The sequence below is a fragment of the Microseira wollei NIES-4236 genome (genome assembly GCF_020521235.1).
Lineage (GTDB): Bacteria > Cyanobacteriota > Cyanobacteriia > Cyanobacteriales > Aerosakkonemataceae > Microseira > Microseira wollei.
This window is the reverse complement of sequence record NZ_BLAY01000119.1, coordinates 1-26,012: the sequence shown is the minus strand read 5'-3', so window position 1 is coordinate 26,012 and position 26,012 is coordinate 1. Positions and strand designations below refer to the sequence as shown.

Here is a 26,012-nt window from a genome sequence, read left to right as displayed (position 1 = left end):
GTATCATACCAGTTACTACTTTTATTTTTGGTATCCAGAGGTTCACCGGAAGTGAATCCAGTACCCCCTGGAAACCCCCGGTGAACCGCAGAACAAAATCTGCGGTTTTTTGTTTTAAAGGGCAAGGGCGGGTTTATATAGATTGTTGGTGAATCCGATAAATTATCGGTGAAACCCGCCCCTACCATCCCATTACCAATGACCCATTACCCATTACCCATGATGACACTCTACTCTAACTGGTTTTACGGCTTTTATTTTTGGCCCCGCATAAGTTCTGGGTAGATAGCATCATGTTGATGAATCGCGACACCCGGAACTTGAAAAAGCTCCGGGTTTTTTGTTATCCCGATTGCTCATTTTTACAAGGAGAAAACCAATGAACGCTGCTAAACTCGCTTCCGCTTCTCATCCCAACCACCAAACAGTTGTGAAAGTCTCAAAACAAGTCGCCATCGGTGGAAAAGAACTGACAATTATCGGTGGTCCCTGTACGGTAGAAAGTCTAGAACAAATGGAAATTGTCGCCACCCATCTAGCATCTGCCCCAGTACAGATGTTGCGCGGTGGCGTTTACAAACCCCGCACCTCGCCCTACGCTTTCCAAGGATTAGGATTAGAAGGATTGAAGATTTTGGCAGATATTAGGCGGCGTCACGGCGTCCCAGTTGTCACAGAAGTAATGTCAATTGGACAAATTGATGCTGTTGTCGAACATGCGGATATGCTGCAAGTAGGCAGTCGCAATATGCAAAATTTCGACTTGCTGAAAGCATTAGGTCAAGCAGGCAAACCAGTATTGCTCAAACGGGGACTCGCCGCCACAATTGAAGAATTCATTATGGCAGCAGAATATATTTTGAGTCACGGGAATCCGGATGTAATATTGTGCGAACGGGGGATTCGCAGTTTCGATAATTACACGCGCAACGTTTTAGATTTAGGCGCAGTGGCAGCTTTGAAACAATTAACGCATTTGCCCGTGATTGTAGATCCATCTCACGCAGTTGGAAAGCGGGAGTTAGTAGCGCCTTTGGCAAAAGCTGCCGTTGCTTGTGGCGCAGATGGGTTAATTATCGAATGTCACCCAGAACCAGAAAAATCCGTTTCCGATGCGCGACAAGCGCTTTCGTTGGAAGATATGGTGAGTTTAGTTCGCAGTTTAAAACCAGTCGCGGAATCCGTAGGCAGGAGTGTAGCTGGAATTAATACACTTCCTCGTTTGACAGTATTGAGTGCTTAGATAGGGACGTATTTCGATACGTCCCTATTTTTTTGGGGTGGGCAATTGCTCACCCTTTTTTGGTCAGGACTTACGCAAAGCCTTGCGCTTTCCACAAACCCAACTCCTTCAAGCATTCTTGTGTGACGCTCCTACACTGCCCTAACGGGTCAGTGTAGGCTTCTCAGGTATTCTTAAGAATACGGAGAACTTCCTTGGAGGTAGCATCAGTAATAGAACCAGCTATTACAGGTCCAGCCCCAGTCTCTTGATATTGATAGCGGCATTAATGTCTCTATCAACCAAGATTTCTTCAATCTCATCCCAGTACTCTCGGATACTGCAATTGGTAAAAACGAACTGATTACGGTAGGAGAGTAACTGGGAACTATAGGCAGGATTCTTTGCAATCACTACGGCTCCAGCTTTTGCAGCTATGTGGCCCAGAATTTCAAAGAATTGAACGGCAGTTGCTCCTCTTGGGGAGACCCCAAGACCGCACTGCCTCCCAAACGCAGCATCAGCCCATGACAGATTTAATCCGGATTTAGCTGATTGTCCATTAGAAATGTATGCTCCTGTTTCGTCTTGTTTAGGGGCATTGCGCCGAGTAAGACCCTTTAAATTAAGGTCTTCGTGGAAGAAAACTTTTTTGCCAGTCCTCACTAACAAATGAGCAGTCTTGTAGTGAAAATCTTTCCTTGCTCTGGCAATTTTCTGATGTAATCGCCCTTCTTTTTTGGCTAATTTGCGTCTAGAAGCAGAACCCTTCTTTCGTGCGTTCTTCTTCTTAGAGCATGAAGCCAACTTTCTCTTGCTGTTTTGCAATACTTTAAGAGATGGAAGCTTGGTGTTCTCTGACGTAGCTAGGTAATTGTCTTCCTGTAGAACAGCATCCAACCCCATCGAGTTGTCCCAGGTCGGGGTAATCGAATCAGGGGTAACAGTTGGAATTGTTACATCTTCAAGAAGGAGATTGACAAACCAGCCGTCATTCTTCTTGATGAATTGCAACTGTTTGAGGATAGAGCCGTCAGGGATATGACGATGTGACCGAATCTTGATTAGCCCAATTTTGGGAACCTTAATGTAGAGATATTTCCCACCAACTAAGCAGGAGTGTAGTTCTAATCCAGCCCCTTCAATAACAAATGAGCGGAATCGGGACTCAGATTTAAAGCGTGGCTTTCCACTTCGCTTGCCTGTCCTATGTTAGCTTTAAGAGTTATTCGTGCCAATGGTTGGTGGAATGATTTTTGGTATCAGTTAAGTCTAGAAAAAAATCAACTAATAAGTTGCTGCTAGCATGAGAAGCCGGCTTGGCATCAGAGTTTTTTTGTTTTGGTAATAACTGATTAACAATAATAATAACCATTAGAGGAAAGGGGCAAGCAATGCTTGCCATCGGCTTCCTTTGATTATCATTCTCGTCAATGACTCCTGAAAGTTAGGGAAGTTAGGTGAGCAAAGGGGGCGGTTTTTGCGATCGCATCTACCAACGGGTTTTGACCACACCCGGAAAGGCACTCTCAACCTGAAAAAGCCTTGGGCAACTATGCTAAGCTAAAAGCGTTTAGGAAAACAAGAGTAGCGCTCATCCTGTCCTCTATTTTGATAATTAACAATCAGTTTCATGGAGCAAATAACCTCAACAGAATTTAAGTCAGAACTTCTAACAGAAGCACGAGTTAGCCTGGGATTAGCGGTTCCCTTAGCATTTGCTCAACTAGCTGAAACTGCCATATCTGTTGTGAATTCGATAATGATGGGGTTACTTAGCACTCAAAGTTTAGCGGCGGGTGCTTTGGGTGTAATCACCTTTATTACTCTGTTAGCTATTTGCGCTGGTACTGTTACAGCAGGAGGAGCGCTTGTAGCCGAAGCTTTTGGAGCTAAGGAAATAGATCGCGTCAGCCGTATTACTTGTCAGGGGCTGTGGCTCGCAGCTGCTGTCTCCTTACCGGCGATGCTTCTGCTATGAAACTGTGACTTGATCTTGCCTTTATTAGGTCAAGAAGAAAGCATGGTAGCTTTGACAAAAAGCTATTTACACGCTACAGCATGGGGATTACCAGCTTGCATCGCCTTTTTATATTTAAAAGAAATTACCGCTGTCATCAACTTCCCACAATTCGGCACAGTAATTATAGTTGCCTCTTTACTCTTGAATGTGCCTGCCAATTACGTCTTGATGTTTGGTTTACTAGGGTTTCCTGCCCTTGGTTTAGCTGGGATAGGCTGGGCAACTACCCTGATTTATTGGGGAACTTTACTAGCATCAGCTTTGATGATTTATTTTCACCCGAAGACCAGGGATTACCAGCTTTTTGGCTATCTGAATCAGTTTGATAAAGAGATATTTGTCAAAATTTTTCAGCTCGGATGGCCCAGGGGAATCCAGTTGGCAACACAGGTGGGGCAGTTCAACGTTACGGCTTGGCTGATGGGATATTTGGGGACAGAAGTTTTAGCAGGCCATGAAATAGCTATCCAAACAGCAGATATTTTTTTGACAATTTCGATAGGAATTTCTTATGGTGCTACGGTGAGAGTAGGGCAGATGATGGGAGAGAAGAATCCTTTGGGGTCACTAAGGGTAATATTGGTCAATATTGCGTTCGGCCTGATTTTGGCGATCGTTGTAGCGCTTGGTCTTGATCTGTTTGCCTCACACATTGCCGCCATTTATCTGGACATCAATAATCCAGAGAATGCTGTGGCGATTAGAACGGCAACTTTTTTCCTAAAAATAGCAGGAGTTTACCTAATTTTTTACAGCATTCACGTAATTGTGGGTGGGGCTTTGCTAGGATTGCAGGATACCAGCGTGCCAACGCTAATTAACATCTTCATATTCTGGGGTGTTGGGCTGGGCGGAGGGTGTCTAATGACAAGAACTTTAGGATGGGGCGGGATTGGTTTATGGTACGGTTTAATTCTGGCTCCGGCGGGAGCCAGCATAATTTTACTGGTGCGGTTTTATCTGGTGAATTTTAAGAAGATGGCTGAGAGGGAAAATATTGACGAGGGAGCCTCACAGCAGGCAACCTCTAGAGCGTCGCTCCAGTAATCATGAAAGTCTTGGGTTGTGGGCGGTTCATGGTTCATAGTTCATGGCGATTTTTACGCTTGTACTATGAACTATGAACTATCAACAGTCTTCACCCAAATCTTTATTACTAGACCGGCGTTCTAGACGCCGATGTTTGCGAGTTTATGAAAGCGAACAGAGCTATGCGAAGATTTGTAAAATTACAAATGATGTTTGTCAGCTATAGGGAAAGCCGCGATTGGTAGATCGGGTGAGGAGATCAGATGACGAACTAAGCTCTGAAATTCGACAATGATTTGAGCAACGGTTGATGAATCAAAGCGATCGCAGTAAAGCAGGCTACCCGATAAACATCCAGCTTGCTTTTGGGAAGAAAGGCTCGTTTTGGAATTGTCCCAAAAATGAATATCCATCTCATAGGGATTATCAGAGAGATCTATCTTGTGAAGATGTTCAACCTGCTCGATTTCAAGTTTGGGAAGCTTGAGAGGCTCTATTGTAAATCCATGATAGGCAAGCATAAAGTGAGCCAACGGATTGCGTGCATTGCGGTCTGGAAAAGGCAGATCGGCAAGTAACTCATTGAATGGCAACTGCGGGTGCGCGTAACAATCTTTTGCCTCGGCTTTGATTCTTTCTAACAGCGTGCGAAATGTCGGCGCTCCTCGTAAATCCACATCCAAAACTAAAACATTGACGAAATAACCTATCAAATTCTCGCTAGTAGTAGAGTGACGGTTGGCAACAGGTGTAGCAATGACTAATCGCTCTTCCTGCAAATAAAGATGAAGATATGCACTGAAAACAGCTACTAAAGACATGAAAAATGTCACTCCCTGACTGCGTGCAAGAGTGCGAAGTCCGTTAACTTCATCCGCAGAAAAAGAGAATTCTATCACACCATAGTCTTGACTATCTCTACTGTAAATCTTCACGGGGGGCGGGAGCTTAATTTGCGGCGATAGCCCTTGAAATTTCTGGCGCCAATAAGCGCACTCCCGCTCCTTGCGTTCTCCTTGAAACTCCTGGTGCAAAGCTTGGACAAACTCTGTATATTGAAGCGGTAGAGGGGATAACGGCGAGGATTGACCTTCTACGATCGCAGTATAGATTTGACTGAAATCCCGATACAGAATACCGAGAGACCAACCATCAGCAATCAGGTTATGGATATTGAAGACCAAGAGATGTTCGCGTGGCGACAGCACTAGAAGCAGAGCGCGGAAAAGCGGGCCAAGGTGAAGATCGAACGGGGTTTCGAGTTCCCGATCGATCAGCGAACGGGCGTATGTCTCGCGTTCTTCTACTGGTAACGATTCCAGTTCGTAAACGGAAAGCGAAGCCTGTCGCTCAGGAGAAATAACCTGCCAAACCTGTTGCTCATCCACAGAAAAAGTTACCCTGAGAGCCTCTTGGCGCTCAACTAGGTAGTCAAGAGCGCGACGCAAGGCTTCGAGATCAAGTTCGCCCCGAAGCCGGAAAACACTGGAAAGGATATTGACCGGAACGCTAGTACATTTTTGCTCTAAATACCACATCCGCTGCTGTGCAAAGGTAAGCGGCAATTTAGTTACATGGCGTTTGGTCAACAGTTTCTCCAGCAATTTTCGTTTTTCAGAACTGCTCAAACTGTTGCTAGAAATATCCATTTACTCAACACTCCTGAAAGGTTTTCCCAGCTGGAAAAGCTACGAAAGAGACGATTTATACATTGCAAGTTTTTCCAACATAGGCACATCACCTCTTTTGCCAACTCCAAGGTTTTCTGATGCTTCCTTAACTGCTTTGTCAGAAAATGTCGGTTAACTTATTTATTAAGTTTCATTTTCTTTGCCAAGGCGATTCAGGAGATCTTCAACTTCCTTGTCCGAGAGCGCCTCAACCTGTTTGCGGAGTTGTTCCTCGTCAAAGTTAGTGGAGTCCTGTCGATTCGGTGGGGGTTGAACTACTAAGGTTGCTTTTTGCGCGATCGCTTGCATCAGTTGCTCCGGAGTGGGGCAATTAAAGAGCGCATCTGGCCCCAGTTCCACACCGAAAACGTCCCGAACGCGGGAAGTCACCATAATAGCCTGCAACGAGTCGCCATTGAGTTCAAAAAAGTCGTCACTGATATCGATGTCGCGAATATGCAATACTTCGCGAAAGATGTCCAACAGCGCTGTCATTCCCTCTTTTGTTGAGGGAGTTGGCCGTTCCTGGCGAATACTAGGACGCTGGGCGCTCATAGCAGAGCGCTGTTGATGGTCTGCTCCTGGGGAATTTTTATTTTCCCAAAGGTGAGAAATTGTAAATTCCCGTAACCGGGGCAAAGCATTCTCCTTGAACTGCAACACCCTCATAGTTTTGTTTCCAGCCTGCACGCTCGAAAAATCCTGGGTGGAAACCAACACCTGGGGAGATGATTGTCTGAGAATGCGACGGAAGGCTTGAGCTCCCTCTTGAGAACCCATTCCCTGCTGTAGTTCCGGATGTAGGTCAGGGGAAGTCACCGGACGCGCCGCCCTCAAAGCATATCGCTCAGTGGCTTTTTTCAGCACAAAGCCCTCAATCAACGCACATTCGCGACCTTCCTCATCAAGTAAAAGGATATCAAAAGAGATTGTCTCCTTGCCCGAACGACCGTCATCCAAATAGCGTGCGTAGGCAACAATCTTGCGCGGCAGCGACCCATAGAGCTTCAAATTTTTGTAACTGAACGGAAGATAAAAGCTTTCCGAACCCAGGGCAAAACTCGTCGCCACATCTAGCAAAGCTGGGTGCAACTTGTAATACTGCAAGTCGTCACCATAATCTTCAGGTAGGGTCAACTCAACCATAGCCCGATCCTGACCAAAATATTTGTCGGAGATTGTCCGATGCCACCGTGGGCCGACGCACACCGGACCGAAACGCTTCATATTCCCGGCCGCAGTGATAACGCCCGTATCAGCCGCTTTTTTCTCCTGACAAGCACGCCTCAAAGCTGCGATATCGTAGACTGTCGGTTGGTAATCGTTGACGACGGCAATTTCGCCCCGAACGTTTTCATACCAGCGAGACGCATTATCCTGGCTGAGGATGGTAAAGTTGCAGTAATCTCCTCGGTCTTCAAGAACCACTCGGATCTCGCATTCCTGAAATTCGCTTACTTCCAGCGGCTCTTGGAAAAAGACATCACGCAGTGCCACTGCGTTGCATGGGTGCCAATGCTGGTAAGCCGCTCGAGCCAATTCCAAGAAACCCGTACCCGGAACCAGTGGGCGATCGTCCAGCCAGTGTTCGCTCACAATCCAATGTCTTTGTACTGACAAGCGTCCGTGATAAATTCTTCGACCTGGCGCGGTATCCACGCAATGCTCGAACAGGGGGTAAGGAACCCAGTGCCGTTGCGGCGCAACAGAGGACTCATCCATTAGCAGCCGCATCGCCGCACCCGCTTCACTCCAAATTCCCCAATTAATGGAACAGACAAAAGACTCGCCTAGGGCGTTCATTTTGTGAGCGAAGGCATCCTGAAAAGCATTTGCGGCACAATAATCCGCTTGGGCGTGTAGTCCGAGGGTAGACGCTAGGGATGAACTAATCGCAAAAAAGTCGCGTTCCGGATTGCGGGTTAGCTCAAAAAGCAATTGCGTACCCTGCACCTTTGGTCGCAGGACTTTACTGGCTTTCTCAGGAGTCTCCAGTTGCATCAATCCGTCGTCGAGTACCATAGCACATTGGATGACCCCGTTGATTGGGCCAAAGCGTTCCTCTACATCCGAAATGCTTGCGGCTAACGCATCGCGATCGCAAATATCACAGCTATAAATCTCAACCTGTCCACCCCGGAGTTCAATCTCCTGGATGCGGCGAATTCGATGTCGTGTCAACTCCGATCGATCGGCTTCGCTATTCCAATTCGGCGAATCTCCAACTTTATCGCCGCGAACCTGAGCAATTATTAAAGCTGTGTCACTAGCAGTTCGCGCCATCTCCGAAGCTGGCAAGCTTTCAACCGATGTGAAACCCTGTTCCCTCAGCAGTTTTTCCCAGGTATTTGGGCCCAAAAGAGGCGAACGTTTCCGTAGATGGCTGTCCTCAAACTGCCACCAACCCTTAGACAATCCCCATACCATATCGACCCAAGGGGGTGTCTTGGTTACTTCAATCAGTGCCAGAATGCCATTACGATCCAGCAAACACCGCAGATTAAACAGTGTATTCTCGATACTTGGTGTCGCGTGAACGACGTTTAGAGCCAGGATCGCGTCAAAGCTGCCAGCAGCAAAGCCCTGAGCTGTAGGTTCGCTGGAAATGTCAAGCACCCTTGTTTTTATAAAGTCAAAACCATCATTCTCAGCACGTTGCTTAAGCTGTTCAACGAATTTCGAACCAATATCTGTCACCCAATACTCAACTGTCTCAGGAGCAAGTTTAGAAAGCTCCCGGGCGACGACTTGTGTCAACAATCCGTTCCCAGCACCGACTTCGAGAATCCGTAAAGGACCTTTTTTCTGCCTAGTCGCCAGCTTGCTTACCAACTCGGCTAATACTTCTCGATAGTGAGGCTCTGTGCTGTGTTCCAAAGTGTTTTTCGCAGCTTGTTCGAGAAAATCGAATCGACCTTCTGGGTAGAGGACACTAATTGCGGGAATTTTACCTGAGAGCGCTTCTCTATAATTCGCTGCACAGCGATCCAAAAGTTGAATCATTCCAGTAAATAAGGGATAACGATCGTGCAGATCAGCACTCATCCGAGCCGAATCTTTTAATTGGCTAGAATTTGGTACCAAATGAAGTCGCCCGTTTTTGTTGACGATTACCCCGCCCTCTTCCAGGAGGTTCACCATGTAATCAACAAATCTCTCCATTGAGGGCAGCACGCCGAGACGTTCCAGAAGTTTCTGACGCTCAACACCTGTGTCTTCATTTGATTGGGCCAAAGCTACCTTGATGTAATCAAATGCGTAGCAACGGCATAGTTCCACAAGTCCTGACTCCAAACCAGGATAATCGGATAGAGAAGCGATCGCTAGCCGCTCCGACCATGCCGACTCCGCAGCGTACAAGTCATCGAGCCAAGTTTGTAGGTTAGCCGCACGCGGCGTAATCAACAGGTCTTTCCACGATTCTCGTGGCGGAAATGGCGAGCGGGTGATGAGTGCTAATTTGGCTGCGTATTCCTCGGCAAGGAAGGTTGCCAAAGACAGCCCCACACCTCCTTGTCCACCAGCAATGAGATAGACCCCACCTTGTCTCAACCGAACGTTTCCATCACTATCGTCCGGGGTTAAGGGTTTGCGAACGTACTCCAAAATCAGACGACTTTCGCCTCGATATGCGATCGCTGGTTCCTCATCAGGCGCTGCTGCCTCTGAGAATAGACGATCCATCAGTCGCGCTTGCGCTGCTTCATCCAGAGGCAATTCGATATCGAGACTGCGACAAGCAATATTAGGATACTCAAGAGGAATTACGCGACACGGACCGAGTAGCGTTGCCTTTGCAGGACATATGCGATCGCCCGACTCGATAGCGTGAAGGTTCGTCGAGACAATCATTAACTCTATTGTAGAAGAGCGATCGCGTCCAAAGAGCGCCTGTGCCAAAAACAGAAGCATCTCGAAGCCAGCTTCCGGAGTCGGCTCATCAGTTGGCGGCGTGACAAACCAGAAGTTAAAGATAAAGCTTGGAATTTCCTGACGCCGCTGCAAATCATCTAACAGCAACTGGTAGTGTTTTGCCTCAGTGGGATTTATGGCGTAGCTTTCACCCGACAAAACTTGAAAATCGTTACTGCGGACAACAGTAAATACCTTAACTCCTTGAGTCTGCAAATGCTGGGCAAACCTTCGCCCAACGCCACACTCATCCAAAAACAAAAGCCAGTTATTCCCGTGGCGAACCATATTTAAAGGATTGCATGGCAAAAGTGGCAGAGTGCGACGCCACTGGGGGCTATAAAACCATTCCGCCATATCCTTCTTCTTTTTCAATGGAATCGGCGGCAGTTGCTTCGGGACTGGGAATGCTTGCGTAGAAACATTGGCATTTTGCTTTGGTTCATACCAATAACGCAGACGCTGGAATGGATAAGTTGGTAAAGCTACCCGTCCCGGCGTTGTTCCAGCGTGAAGCTTTTGCCAATCGATTTCACCCCCAGCAAGCCACATATCGACCAGAACTTGGAAAATAGCCCTCTCAGTTATACCTTCTCCTCTTCTTCTCTCTGCGTTCTCTGCACCTGGAGCGGTTCGTTAAAACAACTTCTTCCTTGAATACAGCTTGAGTGTAGGCGGAGTCGCCTTCAGCCACTGTAGTAGCCAAAATTTCGCGCAGATCGCCTCCGAGACAAGGCTTGAGGGCTTCAGCGCACCGATCGAGTTCCTGTGGCAAAACAGGTTCGTCCTTGTATATCTGGCACAGAAATTCCCAGTTAGCGTTTTTACCATCGTTGAACGTGAAGATCGGCTTGCCAATACTGTCCTTCTTCACCACCGTTACCCCTTTGCCAGCAGCATCGCGCAGCGCCTCAACCGCCTCGGAATTTGTTCGACACAAGATAGCCCGACGGTAAGAATGCTCACTCCGCCCTACTTGCAACGTGAAAGCTACGTCAGCGAGGTCGAGATCTGGGTGACGCTCTAAGTAGTCAACTAGATTTTGGGTTAATTGTTCCAGTGCTTCTGGACTCTTAGCCGACAGCGGAAGCACCTGAAGCGTTTGGTGCCCAGAGCCGTTTTGGCGGGTTGGGGCTTCCTCCAAAACCAAATGTGCATTAGTTCCACCAATACCAAAAGAACTTACCCCCGCACGTCGCGGTTGGCCTCGATCCGGCCATTCCTGCAACACAGCATTCACATAAAACGGGCTGTTTTCAAAGTCTATTTTCGGATTGGGGGACTGGAAATGAAGACTCGGAACCAGCAGGCGGTGACGCAGTGAAAGAATAGTTTTGATAACACCTGCAACCCCAGCCGCAGCATCGACGTGTCCGATATTGGTTTTCACCGAACCAAGGGCACAGAAGCCAGTGCGTTGGGTCTTTTCGCGAAAGGCTTGGGTCAGAGCAGCCACCTCAACAGGATCGCCCAGTGGAGTAGCCGTGCCGTGGGCTTCGATGTAGTCTACCGCCTCAAAATCACCACCTGCCATTTCGTGAGCCAGAGAAATTACTTCGGCTTGCCCATCGACGCTGGGAGCCGTGTAACCTACCTTGTCTGAGCCATCATTATTGAGAGCAAAACCCCTAATAACGGCGAGAATGTTGTCTTGGTCTTGCAAGGCATCGTCAAGTCGTTTGAGAACCAATACACCTACTCCGTCCCCAGGGACAGTACCGGCAGCGCGGGCGTCGAATGCCATACAGTGTCCATCTGGGGACGGAATTCCCCCTGTCTCGTAAATGTAGCCCGCCTTTTGCGGGATGTGAATCGAGCAACCGCCAGCCAGTGCCATATCGCAGTGATAGTTGAGCAGTGCCTGACAAGCCATATTGATGGCAACCAATGAGGTGGAGCAGGCTGTCCGAACTACGACAGCAGGTCCAGTAAGACCTAGTTTGTAAGCTACTCTGCTGGCGAAGAAATCAGGGTAATTGCCGAAGAAGACATGAGTCTGCCCAGATGCCTGGATGAGGTTTTCCTTGTCCTGGAGAACATGGTGCAGGTATGTTACGTTTCCAGAACCAGCGTAAACGCCTATCCAACCCTCATATCGCTTCGGATCGTATGCCGCATTCTCCAAGGCAGTCCATGCGGTTTCCAGAAAGAGGCGATGTTGCGGATCCATTAATTCTGCCTCGTGAGGAGCGATGCCAAAGAAATTGGCATCAAACAGATCGACATCTGAGAGGATTCCCTTGGCAGGTACGTACTGAGGATTGCGAACTAATTTCTCTGGGATGCCTGCGGCGAGTGATTCTTCGTCGGTGAAATGGCGGATCGATTCAACCCCGTCGCGCAGATTTTGCCAGAATGAATCGAGGTCGTCTGCACCAGGAAATCTTCCTGCCATGCCGATGACGGCAATAGACACTTCATTCAAGCTTTGCTGATTACTCATGGCGAGGTCTCCTTTTTCGTGGGGAATTGTTTGTGCGGTAAGCGTTGAGTTGTTGTTGTACCCGGTTTTGGTCAGCCGCAGTCCGCTTTACTGTGCCATCTCTTGTTTTCAAATGGTCTGCCAGCTTGCGAATCGTCGGATATTGGAACATCTCCACAACGCTTAGTTCTGTGTCCAAGGTTTTTCGGAGAATGCTACAGACTCGCACCATTGTTAAGGAGTTTCCTCCCAAATCGAAGAAGTTATCCTCCCTGCTGAGGTTCTCGATTTGAAGTATGTCCTGCCATGCCGCAGCAATCTTCTGCTCGATTCCTTGTTCCGGCGGGCTGCTCTGTGTCCGTTCGGCTAAGCTCAATTCATGGGGTTGTGGTAGCGCACTTCGATCCACCTTGCCGGATGGTCTGAGGGGGAAGTGGCTCAATATCAAGATGCGATCGGGAACCATGTAATCTGGCAGATTTCCGCGCAGGTGTTCCCTTAACTGAGGTCCTAGCACGGCACCGATCTCGCCTTGGAGCGGTAGGTTAGCCATTCGCGTCAAGTCGGGAACAGAAATGGGGGTTGTCTGATGCTGGGCAATTGTTAGCGATTCCCTGTGAGGTTGGGATGCTTCCGCAACTGGGATTTGGAAACTTGCATCGAAACAACCTATTTCTCCGGTAAGAGCCAAAGTAATCTCCACATCGAGTCCCAAGTCCTTCCCTAAGATCGCCAGATCGTTTGGGTTCACCCCAGCATCCCATGTCCTCTCTCTGCTTTGTGCCCGCCATGCCCCAACTGTGTCGGAAGCACCGCTTTCCCTCAGCCAATCTAGAGCCTGCAAATCCTCTACCATGCGGGCATTGGGTATGTTTCGCACGATCAATTTATGCCAATCCCGCTTTTGCAGACGCGCCTGCAGAGATTTGCTGTCCAATTCATCGTTACGCCAGTCCAGACTCACCTCCCGTCGGCTGGGTTTTTCCGGCGTGCGATCGAGCCGAATAATTACGTCATAACGATGGCGAGTTAATTCGTTAAACCCACTCCCGCGCTGAAGCTGTACTTTTACCTCAGAGATGCGGGGGAAGCGTTGCTTCAATGCGTGAAAGAAACGCGGATCTACTAACAGTTCGTTCTGATGAAAGACCCGTTGGCGAACACGACGCTGTATTTCACTCTTCGAGGTAGAATCTTCTGCTCGACGCAATGCTACGGCGGCGTGAAAGGGTTCGAGCGTGGTTAGGTTGCGGATGTCTCCTAGATAGATCATGCCTCCAGGCTGCATCGCCTCTATAGCTATCTCTAACACGTTAATCAGATAGTCCACGCTGGGGAAGTATTGAACTGTGGAATTCAAAATACAAGTATCAAACTTCGCCTTGTATCGTCCTTTCAATTGCTCCCCGTCAGCCAGGTGCAATTCCACCTTGGATATGTCGGAGAGTTGATTTGGCAGATGTTCCGCGACGTAGTCCAGACCCACCTGAGAGATATCGACCCCCACATATTTATCTGCTACAGGAGCAATTCGGAACAGTAGCATGCCGGTGCCGACCCCGATCTCCAAAACCTGTCGCGGTTGGTGGGATAGGATCTGCTCCACGCGGTAGTTCAACCATTCCCGCATCTGCTCTGCGGGGATAGCCTGTCCGGTGTAGCTATCAACCCAGCCGCTGAGGTTGAAGGTGGGGTCGGAGGTTCGGTGTTGCTGAGTGTAAAGATGCTGATCGAACAATTCGGCCCAATTTTCTTTCTGATTCTCTGACAATGACTCGCTCTGATTCTCGCTGGCAACTTTTGAGACAAATTCTGGTGTTGGCACTACATAAGCAACCAGCATCTTATCTTCTGTTGTGGAGGCTGCCGCCAGCACCAAAGAGTCCCGAACTGCTGGGTTTTGAGCAAGACTTGCTTGGATTTCGGTTGGTTCTATCCGAAAGCCTCGAATCTTGACCTGATCGTCCACGCGACCGATGAACTCAATGATTCCATCTGCACGTCTGCGAACGAGATCTTTGGTACGATAGATTCGCGCATTTGGCTCTGAACTGAAAGGATCTGGCATAAACTTCTGTGCTGTCAGTTCGTTACGCCGCCAGTAGCCTTTTGCCAAGCCGTCTCCACCAACATACAGTTCCCCAACTACGCCGTCTGGAACGGGTTGCCGCTTCGCATCGAGGATGTAGACGTAGGTGTTGGAAATCGGTCTGCCAATCGGAACCTGCTCATCGCAGCACTCCGAAGGGTCTTTCATTCGATGGCAGCAGGTGAAAGTTGTGTTCTCTGTTGGTCCGTAGCCGTTAATCACTACAGTGCCTCTGAGATGGTCTAGTACCTTTTGCACCCGCTGTGGGGTGAGAAGCTGTAACTAAATTTCTCATCACCTCTTGTCATTTCTTCTGTAATGATAAGATAATGAACTGTAGTCTCTAGCAGAAACTACGATGAGCGACATTCCAGAAATGACAATCAGTATCGGAGACGCCGCCAAAGAACTAGGCATCTCAGTCATAACTTTAAGGAGGTGGGCTGATTCAGGGAAAATCCGTTCAGAGCGATCGCCATCGGGACAAAGAAGGTTTTATCTAACTGATATCAAGCGCATTACACCAAGAGATTTAAAGCAGCTAGATCGCCGCATCACCATTAATTATGCCAGAGTATCAAGCCACGACCAGAAAGAAGATTTAGTGCGCCAAGTGCAAGTATTAGAGGCGTTTAGTGCAGCTAACGGATGGCAGTTTGAAACCATCCAAGACTTAGGAAGTGGCTTAAACTACCAGAAAAAAGGACTACAGAAACTGCTGAAACGCATTATGCAAGGTGATGTCGCTAGACTGGTACTGACTCACAAAGATAGATTGCTAAGGTTCGGTGCTGAATTGGTATTTGCTATGTGTGAGGAGTTTGAAACTGAGGTGGTCATCATTAACAAAACCAATGAAGAAGTGACCTTTGAGCAAGAGCTAGTTCAAGATATGCTTGAACTCATTACAGTGTTCAGTGATCGTCTTTATGGCTCTAGAAGCAAAAAGAACAAGAAGTTGATTGATGGCATGACTCAAGCAGTTAAGGAGGTGGCTTGATGTTGCTAGGTTTTAAGACCGAGTTGAAACTAAATAATCAACAACGGGTACAGTTAGCTAAACATTGTGGAGTAGCGCGCCATGCGTGGAATTGGGGGTTGTGGCTGACCAAAAACATCCTTGACCACAACCAGAACCATCCAGATGAGAAACTGAAATTTCCCAGTGCAATTGACCTGCATAAATTGTTAGTAGCGCTGGTAAAATCAGAAAATACCTGGTACTATGAATGCAGCAAATCTACGCCACAACAGTCATTGATGGCATTGCGTGAAGCAGGGAAAGATTTATTCAATAAAAAGAAAGGAGCGCCCAAGTTCAAAAAGAAAGGTCAAAAAGATTCTTTTACGTTAGAAGGCCAGGTAAAAATCTTGGGGAACAATAAAATACAAGTCCCTGTGATTGGTGTTCTTAAGACTTACGAATACCTGCCACAGGTGCTAACTAAGTCAGCAACAATAAGTCGTAAAGCTGACAGATGGTTTATCAGTTTTCGATTTGATGTAGAAATACAAAAATCAACCCAGACAAGTATTGTAGGCGTTGACCTCGGAATTAAGAACCAGGCAACTCTCTCAACAGGTGAAGTTGTTCCAGGCGCTAATTCCTACAAAAAATACTCTTCAAAGTTGTCCAGGACGCAATGGTTACACCGTCGTAAAGTTATCGGTTATGCTAACTGGAAGAAAGCACAATTGCAAATTGCTAGGCTCCAGAGGAAGATTGCCAACATTCGCTTTGATACGTTGCACAAACTCACAACTATACTGGCTAAAAACCACGGCACTGTAGTAATTGAAGATTTAAATGTATCTGGCATGATGGCAAACCACAAACTAGCCAAAGCCATTGCCGATATGGGTTTTTTTGAGTTTCGCCGCCAGTTAACCTACAAATGTGAATTGTATGGTTCTAAGCTGGTTGTGGTTGACCGATGGTTCCCGTCCAGCAAGATTTGCTCTAATTGTGGAACCAAAAAAGAAACACTCTCCCTTGGAGAGCGCGTGTTCAACTGTGAGCATTGTGGTTTTGTCATTGACCGCGATTTAAACGCAGCAATTAATTTGTCAAGAGTCGTCAGTTAGACGATGCTAGCCTGTAGACTGGTGAGTGCCGACACTACCAGGTTGAAGCAGGAAATAAACGATACTCTTACCTAATTGCAGAGCTTTGATAAGTGGTGATGAGGTTTGAGTAGGTTTTATGTAACGGAGAGTACATCCCCTCCAGCAAGAAGCTGGCGAATTCCTCGGAGTCCATCAATATTTTCCTCAACCATCAAGTGAAATAAGCTGGCGGTGAGCCATGCGGTGGTTACGCTTTGCTGCTGAATTATTTGTCCCAGTTCTTCTAAAGACGGACGGGCGGGTGTAGCAATTACTAAACGGCCTCCGTTAAGTAGGGCACCCCAAATTTCAAATGTAGAAGCATCGAAAGTCAATGGTGCCAATTGCAACAGGACGTCAAGCTCGTCGAGCTTGACGTAGTTGCATTCTTTGACTAATCGCACCACGCCGCGATGAACTACGCTTACGCCATTAGGCTGTCCGGTTGAGCCGGAGGTGTACATGATGTAGCAAAGGTTTTCCGGCTTTGTTTCTGAAGGCAAGTTGGCGTCGCTTTGAGCGGCGATCGCTGTTTGCTCTCGGTCGAGGCAAACTACTTGTGGAGCCGCGTTGTTGAATTTTGCCGGCAGCTTTTGTGCTGTAAGACTGTCTGTGATAATAATGTCAAGCCCTGTGTCTTCCACGACAAAGCGTATTCGCGCTGCTGGATCTTCTGGGTTAAGGGGTACGTAGCACGCCGAAGCCTTCAGTATCCCAAGCAAAGCAACGATGCTGTCGATTCCACGCTCTAGGTAAACCCCTATCGGTTTTTCTTCTGTCACGCCCAAGGTCTTCAAATATCTCGCTAGCTGATTTGCCTTGACATTGAGCCAACTATATGATATATACTGTTCGCCGTAGATGAGCGCGATCGCCTCTGGTTGTTCCGCAGCTTTGGCTTCAAATAGTTCGTGGATTGTCTGCGATCGCGGATACGGAATATGGAAGTTGTTAAGCCCCGCACGAATCAGTTGCATCCGCTCCGAAGCTTCTAGAATCTGCACCTGTTGAATACTTTGACTCGAATTCGTTGCCAGCGATCGCAGCAAAGTCCCAAAGTGATTAGCCAATCGCTCGATTGTCTTGTCGTTAAACAGATCGGTGTTGTAAATTATATGACCGGTCAATCCATCTTCAACCTGCAACAGATGTACCTCCAGGTCAAAGCGTACCGTGTGCGCCTCGTAGTCCAGGAATTCGACTTCCATTTCTGGTAAAACAGGTGGCTTCATTTCCGCATTCTGAAGAGCGAAAATCACCTGTACTAGGGGATTCTGGCTGCTGTTCCTTTCCGGGGCAAGCGCCTCAACCACTTGCTCAAAAGGAAAGTCTTGGCGCGCATAGGCTGATAGCGTAACCGGGCGTATCTGTTTCAGGAGGTCTGTAAAAGTCATATCTCCAGAAACATGACAACGAAGTACCAGCGTATTGACAAAAAAGCCAATGAGATTCTCGATTTCGCGACGGTTGCGGTTAGCAATCGGTGTTGCGATCGCTATATCTTCCTGACCTGAGTATCGATGGACCAGAAGGAAAAAGGCTGCTACCAGAGTCATAAACAGCGTCACCCCGCAATCGCGACTCAGCCTTTCGAGTGCTGTCGTTGTTTGGGACGCGATCGCGAACTGCACGTTCTTACCAACAAAATTTTGAACGGCTGGACGAGGATAGTCTGTGGGCAAATGTAAAGGTGGAAGTCCCGCTAATTGATTTTTCCAGTAAGCAAGCTGATTCGAGTGAACCTCACCCTGTAACCACGCACGCTGACCCACAGCGAAATCAGTGTAGCGAATCGGCATTTCAGGAAGGTGCAACGCCTCTCCAGTTGTCGCTGCTAGGTAATGCTGACTAAGTTCGCGGTTAAACACTCCGATCGACCAACCATCGGCGATGATGTGATGCAGATTGACAAAGAGAATGCGCTCCTCATCCTTGAGTCGAATCACTGTAAAGCGGAAAAGTGGACCGTGACTCAGATCGCAACGCCAGAGATATTCGTTCCTAGAGATCTCGGCCATTTGCCTGCCAGCCTCAAACTCTGCCATTTGCCTCAGATCAAAGACGTTTAGCTCTACTTTCAAGGATGTCTCGATCCTTTGTACGGGTTCCCCATTGACTGCTGGAAACCTCGTGCGTAGCGACTCTTGACGAGCGACGATCGCGTTTAACGCCGCTGCCAGTATATCTTCGTCGAGGGGGCCTCGAATGCGATAGCTCATCACAATGTTGTACGAAGGGTTCCCAGGCTCAAAATTGTCGAGAAACCAAAGACGCCCTTGGGCGAAAGAGACAGGTGCATCATTCTCCTGCGCCACTGCAACAATTATCGGCAGAACCTCGGAAGAAGAGTGGCCCGAAGCAGCGATCTGGTTCCCCAGTTGCGCGATCGTTTGAGCTTCAAACAGATCCGATAGTCGCAGTTCGACCGAGAAGGCTTCCCGTATTCGAGAAACGATCTGGGTAGCCAGCAGGGAATTTCCTCCCAATTCAAAGAAGTTGTCGTAAATGCCTGCTTTAACCTTTAAAATATCTGCCCATATTGAGGCTAGGATCTCTTCAGCGGGAGTGCGAGGTGCCACAAAGCCTGCCTCGGAAACCCTTTGAGATGGATCTAGTGCTGGCAGGCTCCGACGGTCTACTTTCCCATTAGGAGTCAGGGGCAGGGTGTCTAGTAGCACAAAAGCCGAAGGCACCATGTAATCGGGCAGCTTTTCCTTGAGGAAGAGGCGCATATCACTGAGACTGGGAACTCGTTCCGGGTCAGGGACAACATAGGCTACCAAGCTCTTGTCGCTTTGTTCGTTTTCCCAGGCGATAACCGCAGTCTGGAGTATATCAGGGTGTTGCGCCAGCACAGCTTCAATTTCTCCGGGTTCGATGCGGTTTCCGCGAATCTTCACCTGATTGTCAATGCGACCTAGAAACTCAATCGTGCCGTTAGGTAAATAACGCGCCAAGTCACCTGTTTTGTAGAGGCGTACTCCAGGTTCATCGCCGAAAGAGTGGGAAATGAACTTTTGGGCTGTCAAGTCTGGGCGATTGAGGTAGCCCCTGGCGAGACCAGCACCTCCAGCGTATAGTTCTCCCACCACACCAATGGGAACGGGTTGGAGATGGCTGTCGAGAATATAAACCTGGGTGTTGGCGATCGCGCGTCCAATGGGTACGGAAAGACCAAGTTGGCTAGAAGCATTAATCGCCAAGCAACAAGTGAAGGTAGTGTTCTCAGTAGGACCGTAACCGTTAATCAACTTACAATCTACTAGCTCTCGCAGAACCTTCTGAACGTGGGAAACAGATAAAGCATCACCCCCCGCCAAAAGTTGACGTACTGGCTTTAAATCCTCAAGTCGCTCGTCCACCATTAGATGAAATAGACCCGCAGTCAACCACAGCGTTGTGACTTGGTATCGCTTAATGGTTTCTCCCAACTCTTCCAAAGATGGCGTATAGGCTTGAGGGAAAATCGCCAACCGCGCACCGTTGAGCAAACAGCCCCAAATCTCAAAAGTAGAGGCGTCGAACGATATGGGGGCTAACTGTAGGAAGACTTCTTCTTTTGAGAAGTTAACGTAGTCTGTTCCTTTAACTAGACGCACTACCCCGCGATGGATGACGCAAACACCTTTGGGTGTACCCGTAGAACCTGAGGTATACATTACATAAGCTAGGTTGTCAGCCGTCACGCCACTGGTGGGGTTCTCCTGGCTCTCCTGGTTAATGACCTCCCAGTCGGAATCCAGACAAATCACCTTCGCTCCCCCAGCAGACAGCTTTTCAACTAACCGCTGTTGGGTTAACAACATAGGCAACTGTGTATCTGAAAGCATGAAGGCGATCCGCGGAAGAGGATATCCGGGGTCTATGGGTACATACGCCGCACCTGCTTTGAGAATTCCTAGCAACCCCACTATCATCTCTAAAGAACGTTCAACGCAAATCCCAACCAGTACCGCAGGTCCCACACCATGGGATCTCAGATAGTGCGCTACTTTGTTCGCACGGCAATTTAATTCCCCATAGGTCAACTCTTTGTCTTCAAACACCACCGCCACGGCGTCTGGGGTCTGTTCTACCTGCTCCTCAAACAACTGATGGATACACAAGTCTTTTGAATACTCAGTCTGGGTGTTGTTCCACTCCACCAATAGCTGATGCCGTTCAGCTTTTGTTAGCAAGGGCAATTCTGCAAGACACTGCTGAGGATTTGCCACAACCCCTTCCAGCAATGTCTGGAAATGCAAGAGCCAGCGCTCAATTGTGGCAGCATCACACAAGTCTGTGTTGTAATCGCAATCCAACAACAGTTCCCCGTCTGCCTCCATGACATTTAAGCTGATATCGAATGGAGTACAACTGATAGGTTTAGGAAACAAGTCTGTCGCCAGTTCAAACATCTTCGGCACAGCGATAGGTCTATCCCAGTTAAAGGTTGCTGTAACCAGAGGAGACCGACTTGCATCTCTGGCTACATTCAGCTTGTCGATCAACCGGGATCCAGGGTAATCCTGATGTTCGTATATCTCTAACAATCGATTCTTGAGGGTTTTCAAATACTCCAAGAATGACTCAGAGCCAACAATGTCACTTCGTACAGGCAATTTGTTGGCACAGTAGCCTACCAGTTTCTCACTACCCTCAAGCGATCGCCCCGCCGTTGGCATCCCGACAATGATGTCGGGATGCCCTGTTAATCTGTGAAGCAATGTTGTATAGACTGACAGGAGTGTCATCAATAGGGTGCAGCCATTCTCTGTACTGAAGCGTTTGACTGCGCGTGTCAAGCTGGCATCGAGTCGCCGTGTTTGCCTGCTACCTTTATAAGTCTTGAGTCGTGGGCGAGGACGGTCAGTCGGTAGGTCTAAAACCGGAATTGATTGTGCAAATTGTTCCAGCCAGTAAGATTCATGGGCTGCCATTTCGTCAGTCTGGCTTTGCTTTTCCTGCCACTCGATGTATGTCTTAAATTGCATCGGTGGCTCTAGTTGGCAAACCACACCCTGACACTCTGCGGAATATAACGCACCTAACTCTTGTAGGATTACGCCCATTGACCAACCATCTACAACAATGTGATGAATTGTCAAAACCAATAAATGTATTTTTTCTTCCAGTTTGAGGATCGAGAAGCGGAACAGAGGTCCGTTGCTGAGGTCGAAAGGTTCTTGGCTTTCTTTTTTCAACCAATCAGCTACTTTTAACTCACGTTCGCGATTGCCCTGATTGGAAAAGTCAACCAAAGCCACGTCTGCTGTCAGTGATGGCAATATTTCCTGAAAATCGTTCTGGTTGCTGATAATTGTCCGTAGTGCTTCATGGCGGTTCACAACTGTCTGCACAGCTTTACGCATTGCCGCTAGCTGAAATGAACCCCTCAATTCCAGACCAATAGAGACATTGTATGCCACCGAACCCTCTTCACTCATCTGTGCCAAAATGCTCAGATGTTTTTGGGCTTGATTCAGAGAGACTTTGGGTGCTACCTCGGCTACAATTACAGCCTGTTGGGATAAAACGCTTAACTGTTCTATCTGGCTGGGAACGAGCGCAACTTCTCTAAATCCGCTTTCCGACAAAAGTTCCTGCCATTGTGCAGTTGAAAGCAATGGGTAAGAAGGTCGCAAATCGCGATCGCTAAACTTCCACCAACCTTCTGTTAACCCAAATGTCAGATCCAACCAGCGTTGGGGAACGGTTGTTTCCAGCAGCACCAGCATTCCGCTAGGACTCAACAACTGCTGTATGTGTGCGATTGTTTGACGGATATTGCCAGTTGCGTGCAGCACATTGGCGGCGACAATCACATCGTAATCATGGCAATCAAACCCCTGAATAGAAGGCTCTTGTTCTATGTCTAAAATTTGGTATCGCCGGTTAGATCGTTCCCCAAACTTCTTCTTAGCTTTGGAGATTAACGAAGGAGAGACATCCGTAAATACATACTCGGTCTCGGCGCTCAAATGAGGCAGAATATAGGAGGTTGTTCCCCCGGTTCCCGCTCCAATTTCTAGAATTCGCACGCCAAGTCCTTGAGGCAGACGTTCCAAAGCTTTGGAGACAACTTTCTGCACCAAAGTGTTCGTCACAACAGCGCTAGGCGAATCCTGATATATCTGAGTTGCTGTGGTTAAATCTCCTGAAGGAAATAACACTTCTAAAGCGTGACATTCGCCTCGTAACACCTGTGCTAAACGCTGTCCGCAACGCCCAAACATCGTAATTTCAGCTTGAGCTGCTGGGTATTGTTGAACTAGAAGTGCAATTTCCGGCTCCTGTAGGTCGGTACTCAAAGGAACTTTGATAACTTCCCACAGATCGTCTACTTGACGCAACACACCTGCTTCTACCAACATCTTCAGCAAGTGATTTAGTAGCTGCTGATATTGGTTGACTACGCCCAACTGTTCTGCGATCAATGCCGTTGAGAAGCGCTGACCTAGATGGAAGTTCCATCCCATTTGCACAAAAGCTCTGAGGACATAATTAATACTCAAAACTTCCAGTTTGGTTAATAATTCCCCTTGTACATCTAGACCTTGCTGGGAAATTAATTGAGCTAACTCGGTGTTGAGGCGAGCGCAGATATTCTTGGGAGTCAGCATTAAATCCAGTGGCAATTGCTGGCTCTGTTGCACTAGGGGGTCGGGGGATATGACTGACGAACCGCCTGATACCTTCTCACCTTCAGACAGACCGACAGCGCGTTTAGCAAAAAATCCTCCCTTTTGCAATTCTTCTACACTATCCTTAACAGCCTGAATCACACGAGCGATATCTTCGTCAGTGTGAGCTGTGGATAGAAAACAGGAGCGTCCTTCCCAGATATAGACTCCCTTTTCGATCAGGTGATGAACCAGCAAGTCCATCTCCAAAGGCTGATATAGATAGCTGAAATTCCCTGATGAGGCGAAGCGAAAAACTGAACCGCAATACCATACTTGAATTGGCAGTCCCTCTTCTTCAAAGTAAGCATTGAGAGTTTCAGCTAACCTTGATGTCCGCTGATTCACTTGCTCCTGTAGGGCGCTACCGTGCATTTTCAGATGCTTAAGCACAGCCCGTGCAGCAGCCATAGCCAGTGGGTGTTTGCAGAAGGTGCCTGCGAAAAACGTGGTTTCCACTTCAGGATACGAATCATCCCCATATCGCCACCAGCCGCCATCAATTTTATCCATATAGATCGACTTGCCAGCAATTATGCCAATTGGCATACCACCGCCGACGAGCTTGCCATAGGTAACGATGTCTGCATCAATCCCAAACCACGCCTGCGCTCCTCTAGGATGCAGGCGGAAACCAGTGACGCATTCATCGAAAATCAAAGCGATACCTGCTTCTAGAGTCAGGTGTCTTAGTTGTTTAAGAAACTCTTGAGGTTGTAAATTTGGTTGACGAGTTGGCACAGGTTCAACCAGAACCGCAGCTAGTTCGTGGGCGTGAGCTTTGATAATTTCTAGGGATTTGGGAGTGTCGTAGGTGAGAACCAGAACGTCATCCACCATTGATTGCAGCACCCCAGGAGCCATCGGGACAGAGCGCAGCTTACCATTTTCAGCAGCAGGGGCTACAGCTAAAACCCCATCAAAGTGACCGTGATAAGAGCTTGCGAACATGGCAATCTTGGCGCGACCTGTTGTTGCTCGTGCCAAACGCACCGCTGTCATTACGGCTTCTGTGCCTGTATTAGAAAAGGTAACGCGCTCCATCCCCGTTAGTTCACAGATCAACTGCGCTACTTCGCCAGCAATTTTTGATTGGGGACCAATGTGTACTCCTTGCGCGATCTGTTCTTGCACAGCTGCCGCGATAAATGGGGGATTGTATCCAAAAAGATGTACGCCAAACCCCATTGTTAGATCCAGATACTCGTTACCATCTACGTCCCAAAATCTGGAACCAAAAGAGCGATCGCCTACGATGGGATAGCTGATCTCTTTGATTTCCCTACGGAAATTGATAAAAGCTCTCCGATCTGCCAAAACCGACCGATGCGCCTGTGCTAGTTGTTTGGATTTTTGGGTGCGCTGGGTATAACGGGCTATCAGTGCTTCTATGTGTTGCTGTTGGGTGAGGTTGAATTTTCTGGCAATAGGCTTTTCAACTCGCGAACTTGGAACGGGTGAACCGGCTTGAGGGGTAGCTCTGCTGGAGTCTTCATCAGTAGTAGAAGATACTGATTTGCGAATCGATTTCTGTGGCGATTGATTGGGAAAATGGACAGTAGATGCTGTTGGTTGTGCAACAGCCCCTAACGATGGCTCTGGGGGTAAAGTTTTGCCCTGGAGGACTCCTAACTGCTGAGACATAATCTGAGACAAGACCTGAAGCTGTTGCATCATAATTGCTTCTGCTCCAGTCCCTGGTGCTGTGACTCGATTTGCCGTTTCTGTGTGGATTATTGGTTGTGTTGCTGGGACATTAACAGTCGGTTGATCTAGCTGTTGCGGTTCTACTTCAGGCTGGTTCGCCTCTACGTCACCCCATGCTTCGTCTAAATTCTGGTCTATGTAATTTGTCAGTGCATCAATAGTTGTAAATTCTTCAAAAAACTGGCGAATAGCAAGTTTTATGCCATAGGTATTTTCCAGACTGCGTACGGCGTTTACGAGAATAATCGAATCCGCCCCCATTTCCAGAAAAGGTGTATAAACGTTTACTTCCTGCGGGGCTAATTGCAGCAAATCCGAAAAGATCGATCGCACTGTTGACTCGATCCTGTCTCGCCGCGTGGTTTCACCACTAATACCTACCTGTGGCTTGTTGGACAAAGCACTTAACTGTTCTCCATTGATCTGCACAGCTTTTATTCCCATATTTATCGTTTCTGGTGGCGTGGTTTGGGCATGACTACCTCCCTGTGGCTCGGACAAAACACTTGACTTTTCTCCGTTTTTATGCACAGTTTTTTCTTCAAACCAGTAAAGTTTTCGTGCGAAGGGGTAAGTGGGTAGTAATACCTTTGTGCGCGAGTAATCCTGCTCAAATCCCATCCAGTTGATATCAGCTCCCCGAACATACAGAGTAGATAGGCTCTCCTGTAACACCTGCCAGTCATCTTTGATGGGATTTAAGGAAGGCAGCCAGAAAATGTTTGGTTGTTGCTGACACCGCTGACCCATACCGCAGAGAATGGGCTGCGGACCGATTTCTAAAAATAGCTCATAACCCTGTTGAAACAGAGTATTTATCCCCGTGGTAAATCTCACAGTATTGCGAGTATGGCTGCGCCAATAGTTAGCATCAAGGATTTCTCCTGGTAGCATGATCTGCCCAGTCAAGTTGGAAATCAGTGGCAGACGTAGCCGTTGAACCTGAATCTGGCTGACAGCCTCTTCTAGGGCATCCAGCATCGGTTCCATGAGGGGAGAGTGGAAGGCGTGGGAGACTTTTAATTTTCTAGTTTCGATACCTTTTGAGCCGCTCTCCGCTCTAAAGAGACGGAGAATCAGGCCAGGAGTTAAAGTTAACTTTTCGCCCTTCAATAGCTATCTGGTTAACATTTCCTGACTGTGCCCTTGACCGCTCCGAGGGAGAATGAG

9 protein-coding genes and 2 pseudogenes are annotated in these 26,012 nt (G+C 48.0%); 4 read left to right on the top strand and 7 right to left on the bottom strand.

What is annotated here, in order from left to right:
• Positions 1–379 precede the first annotated feature (379 nt).
• Positions 380–1,243, top strand: a complete 864-nt coding sequence (gene aroF, locus MiSe_RS31625; RefSeq protein WP_226587587.1) for a 3-deoxy-7-phosphoheptulonate synthase — start codon at positions 380–382, stop codon at positions 1,241–1,243.
• A 225-nt stretch (positions 1,244–1,468) separates the two neighbouring features.
• Here aroF and MiSe_RS31620 read toward each other — a convergent pair whose 3' ends face one another.
• Positions 1,469–2,236, bottom strand: a complete 768-nt coding sequence (locus tag MiSe_RS31620) for an RNA-guided endonuclease InsQ/TnpB family protein (protein ID WP_226587585.1) — start codon at positions 2,234–2,236, stop codon at positions 1,469–1,471.
• A 619-nt stretch (positions 2,237–2,855) separates the two neighbouring features.
• On the opposite strand from MiSe_RS31620, the pseudogene MiSe_RS31615 reads away from it, so the two are divergent.
• Positions 2,856–4,292, top strand: a pseudogene (locus tag MiSe_RS31615) (MATE family efflux transporter).
• Positions 4,293–4,474: 182 nt separating this feature from the next.
• Here MiSe_RS31615 and MiSe_RS31610 read toward each other — a convergent pair.
• From MiSe_RS31610 to MiSe_RS53035, 5 genes and pseudogenes are all read right to left on the bottom strand, one after another.
• Entirely contained in the window at positions 4,475–5,923 is a 1,449-nt protein-coding gene (locus MiSe_RS31610) for a condensation domain-containing protein (RefSeq protein WP_226587583.1), read from the bottom strand.
• 165 nt (positions 5,924–6,088) lie between these two features.
• Positions 6,089–10,408, bottom strand: coding sequence for a KR domain-containing protein (locus MiSe_RS31605; RefSeq protein ID WP_226587581.1), 4,320 nt, complete (start codon positions 10,406–10,408; stop codon positions 6,089–6,091).
• 28 nt (positions 10,409–10,436) lie between these two features.
• Positions 10,437–12,299, bottom strand: coding sequence for a type I polyketide synthase (locus MiSe_RS31600; protein WP_226587579.1), 1,863 nt, complete (start codon positions 12,297–12,299; stop codon positions 10,437–10,439).
• Positions 12,292–12,744, bottom strand: a complete 453-nt coding sequence (locus MiSe_RS53040; protein WP_373872917.1) for a phosphopantetheine-binding protein — start codon at positions 12,742–12,744, stop codon at positions 12,292–12,294. Before MiSe_RS53040 ends, MiSe_RS31600 begins: the two co-directional genes overlap by 8 nt.
• A gap of 765 nt (positions 12,745–13,509) precedes the next feature.
• A pseudogene (locus MiSe_RS53035) lies at positions 13,510–14,628 on the bottom strand (AMP-binding protein); the annotation flags it as partial.
• Between the two features lie 97 nt (positions 14,629–14,725).
• Here MiSe_RS53035 and MiSe_RS31590 point away from each other — a divergent pair.
• Positions 14,726–15,367: an IS607 family transposase gene (locus MiSe_RS31590; RefSeq protein ID WP_444980579.1), complete on the top strand. Its 642-nt coding sequence runs from the start codon at positions 14,726–14,728 to the stop codon at positions 15,365–15,367.
• Complete coding sequence (locus MiSe_RS31585) at positions 15,367–16,452, top strand: RNA-guided endonuclease InsQ/TnpB family protein (protein ID WP_226587575.1); 1,086 nt, start codon at positions 15,367–15,369, stop codon at positions 16,450–16,452. The genes MiSe_RS31590 and MiSe_RS31585 overlap by 1 nt, the downstream gene beginning before the upstream one ends.
• A 116-nt stretch (positions 16,453–16,568) precedes the next feature.
• Here the strand turns inward: MiSe_RS31585 and MiSe_RS31580 are convergent, their stop codons facing one another.
• The gene (locus tag MiSe_RS31580) at positions 16,569–25,955 is read right to left on the bottom strand and encodes a non-ribosomal peptide synthetase (RefSeq protein ID WP_226587574.1); all 9,387 of its coding nucleotides are present in this window, start codon (positions 25,953–25,955) and stop codon (positions 16,569–16,571) included.
• Between the last annotated feature and the right edge of the window lie 57 nt (positions 25,956–26,012).

Bases quoted from the DNA above. Each gene is read 5' to 3' on its own strand.
- aroF (WP_226587587.1), top strand. From the start codon at position 380: ATGAACGCTGCTAAACTCGCTTCCGCTTCTCATCCCAACCACCAAACA.
- MiSe_RS31610 (WP_226587583.1), bottom strand. From the start codon at position 5,923: ATGGATATTTCTAGCAACAGTTTGAGCAGTTCTGAAAAACGAAAATTG.
- MiSe_RS31605 (WP_226587581.1), bottom strand. From the start codon at position 10,408: ATGTGGCTTGCTGGGGGTGAAATCGATTGGCAAAAGCTTCACGCTGGA.
- MiSe_RS31600 (WP_226587579.1), bottom strand. From the start codon at position 12,299: ATGAGTAATCAGCAAAGCTTGAATGAAGTGTCTATTGCCGTCATCGGC.
- MiSe_RS53040 (WP_373872917.1), bottom strand. From the start codon at position 12,744: ATGGTTCCCGATCGCATCTTGATATTGAGCCACTTCCCCCTCAGACCA.
- MiSe_RS31590 (WP_444980579.1), top strand. From the start codon at position 14,726: ATGAGCGACATTCCAGAAATGACAATCAGTATCGGAGACGCCGCCAAA.
- MiSe_RS31585 (WP_226587575.1), top strand. From the start codon at position 15,367: ATGTTGCTAGGTTTTAAGACCGAGTTGAAACTAAATAATCAACAACGG.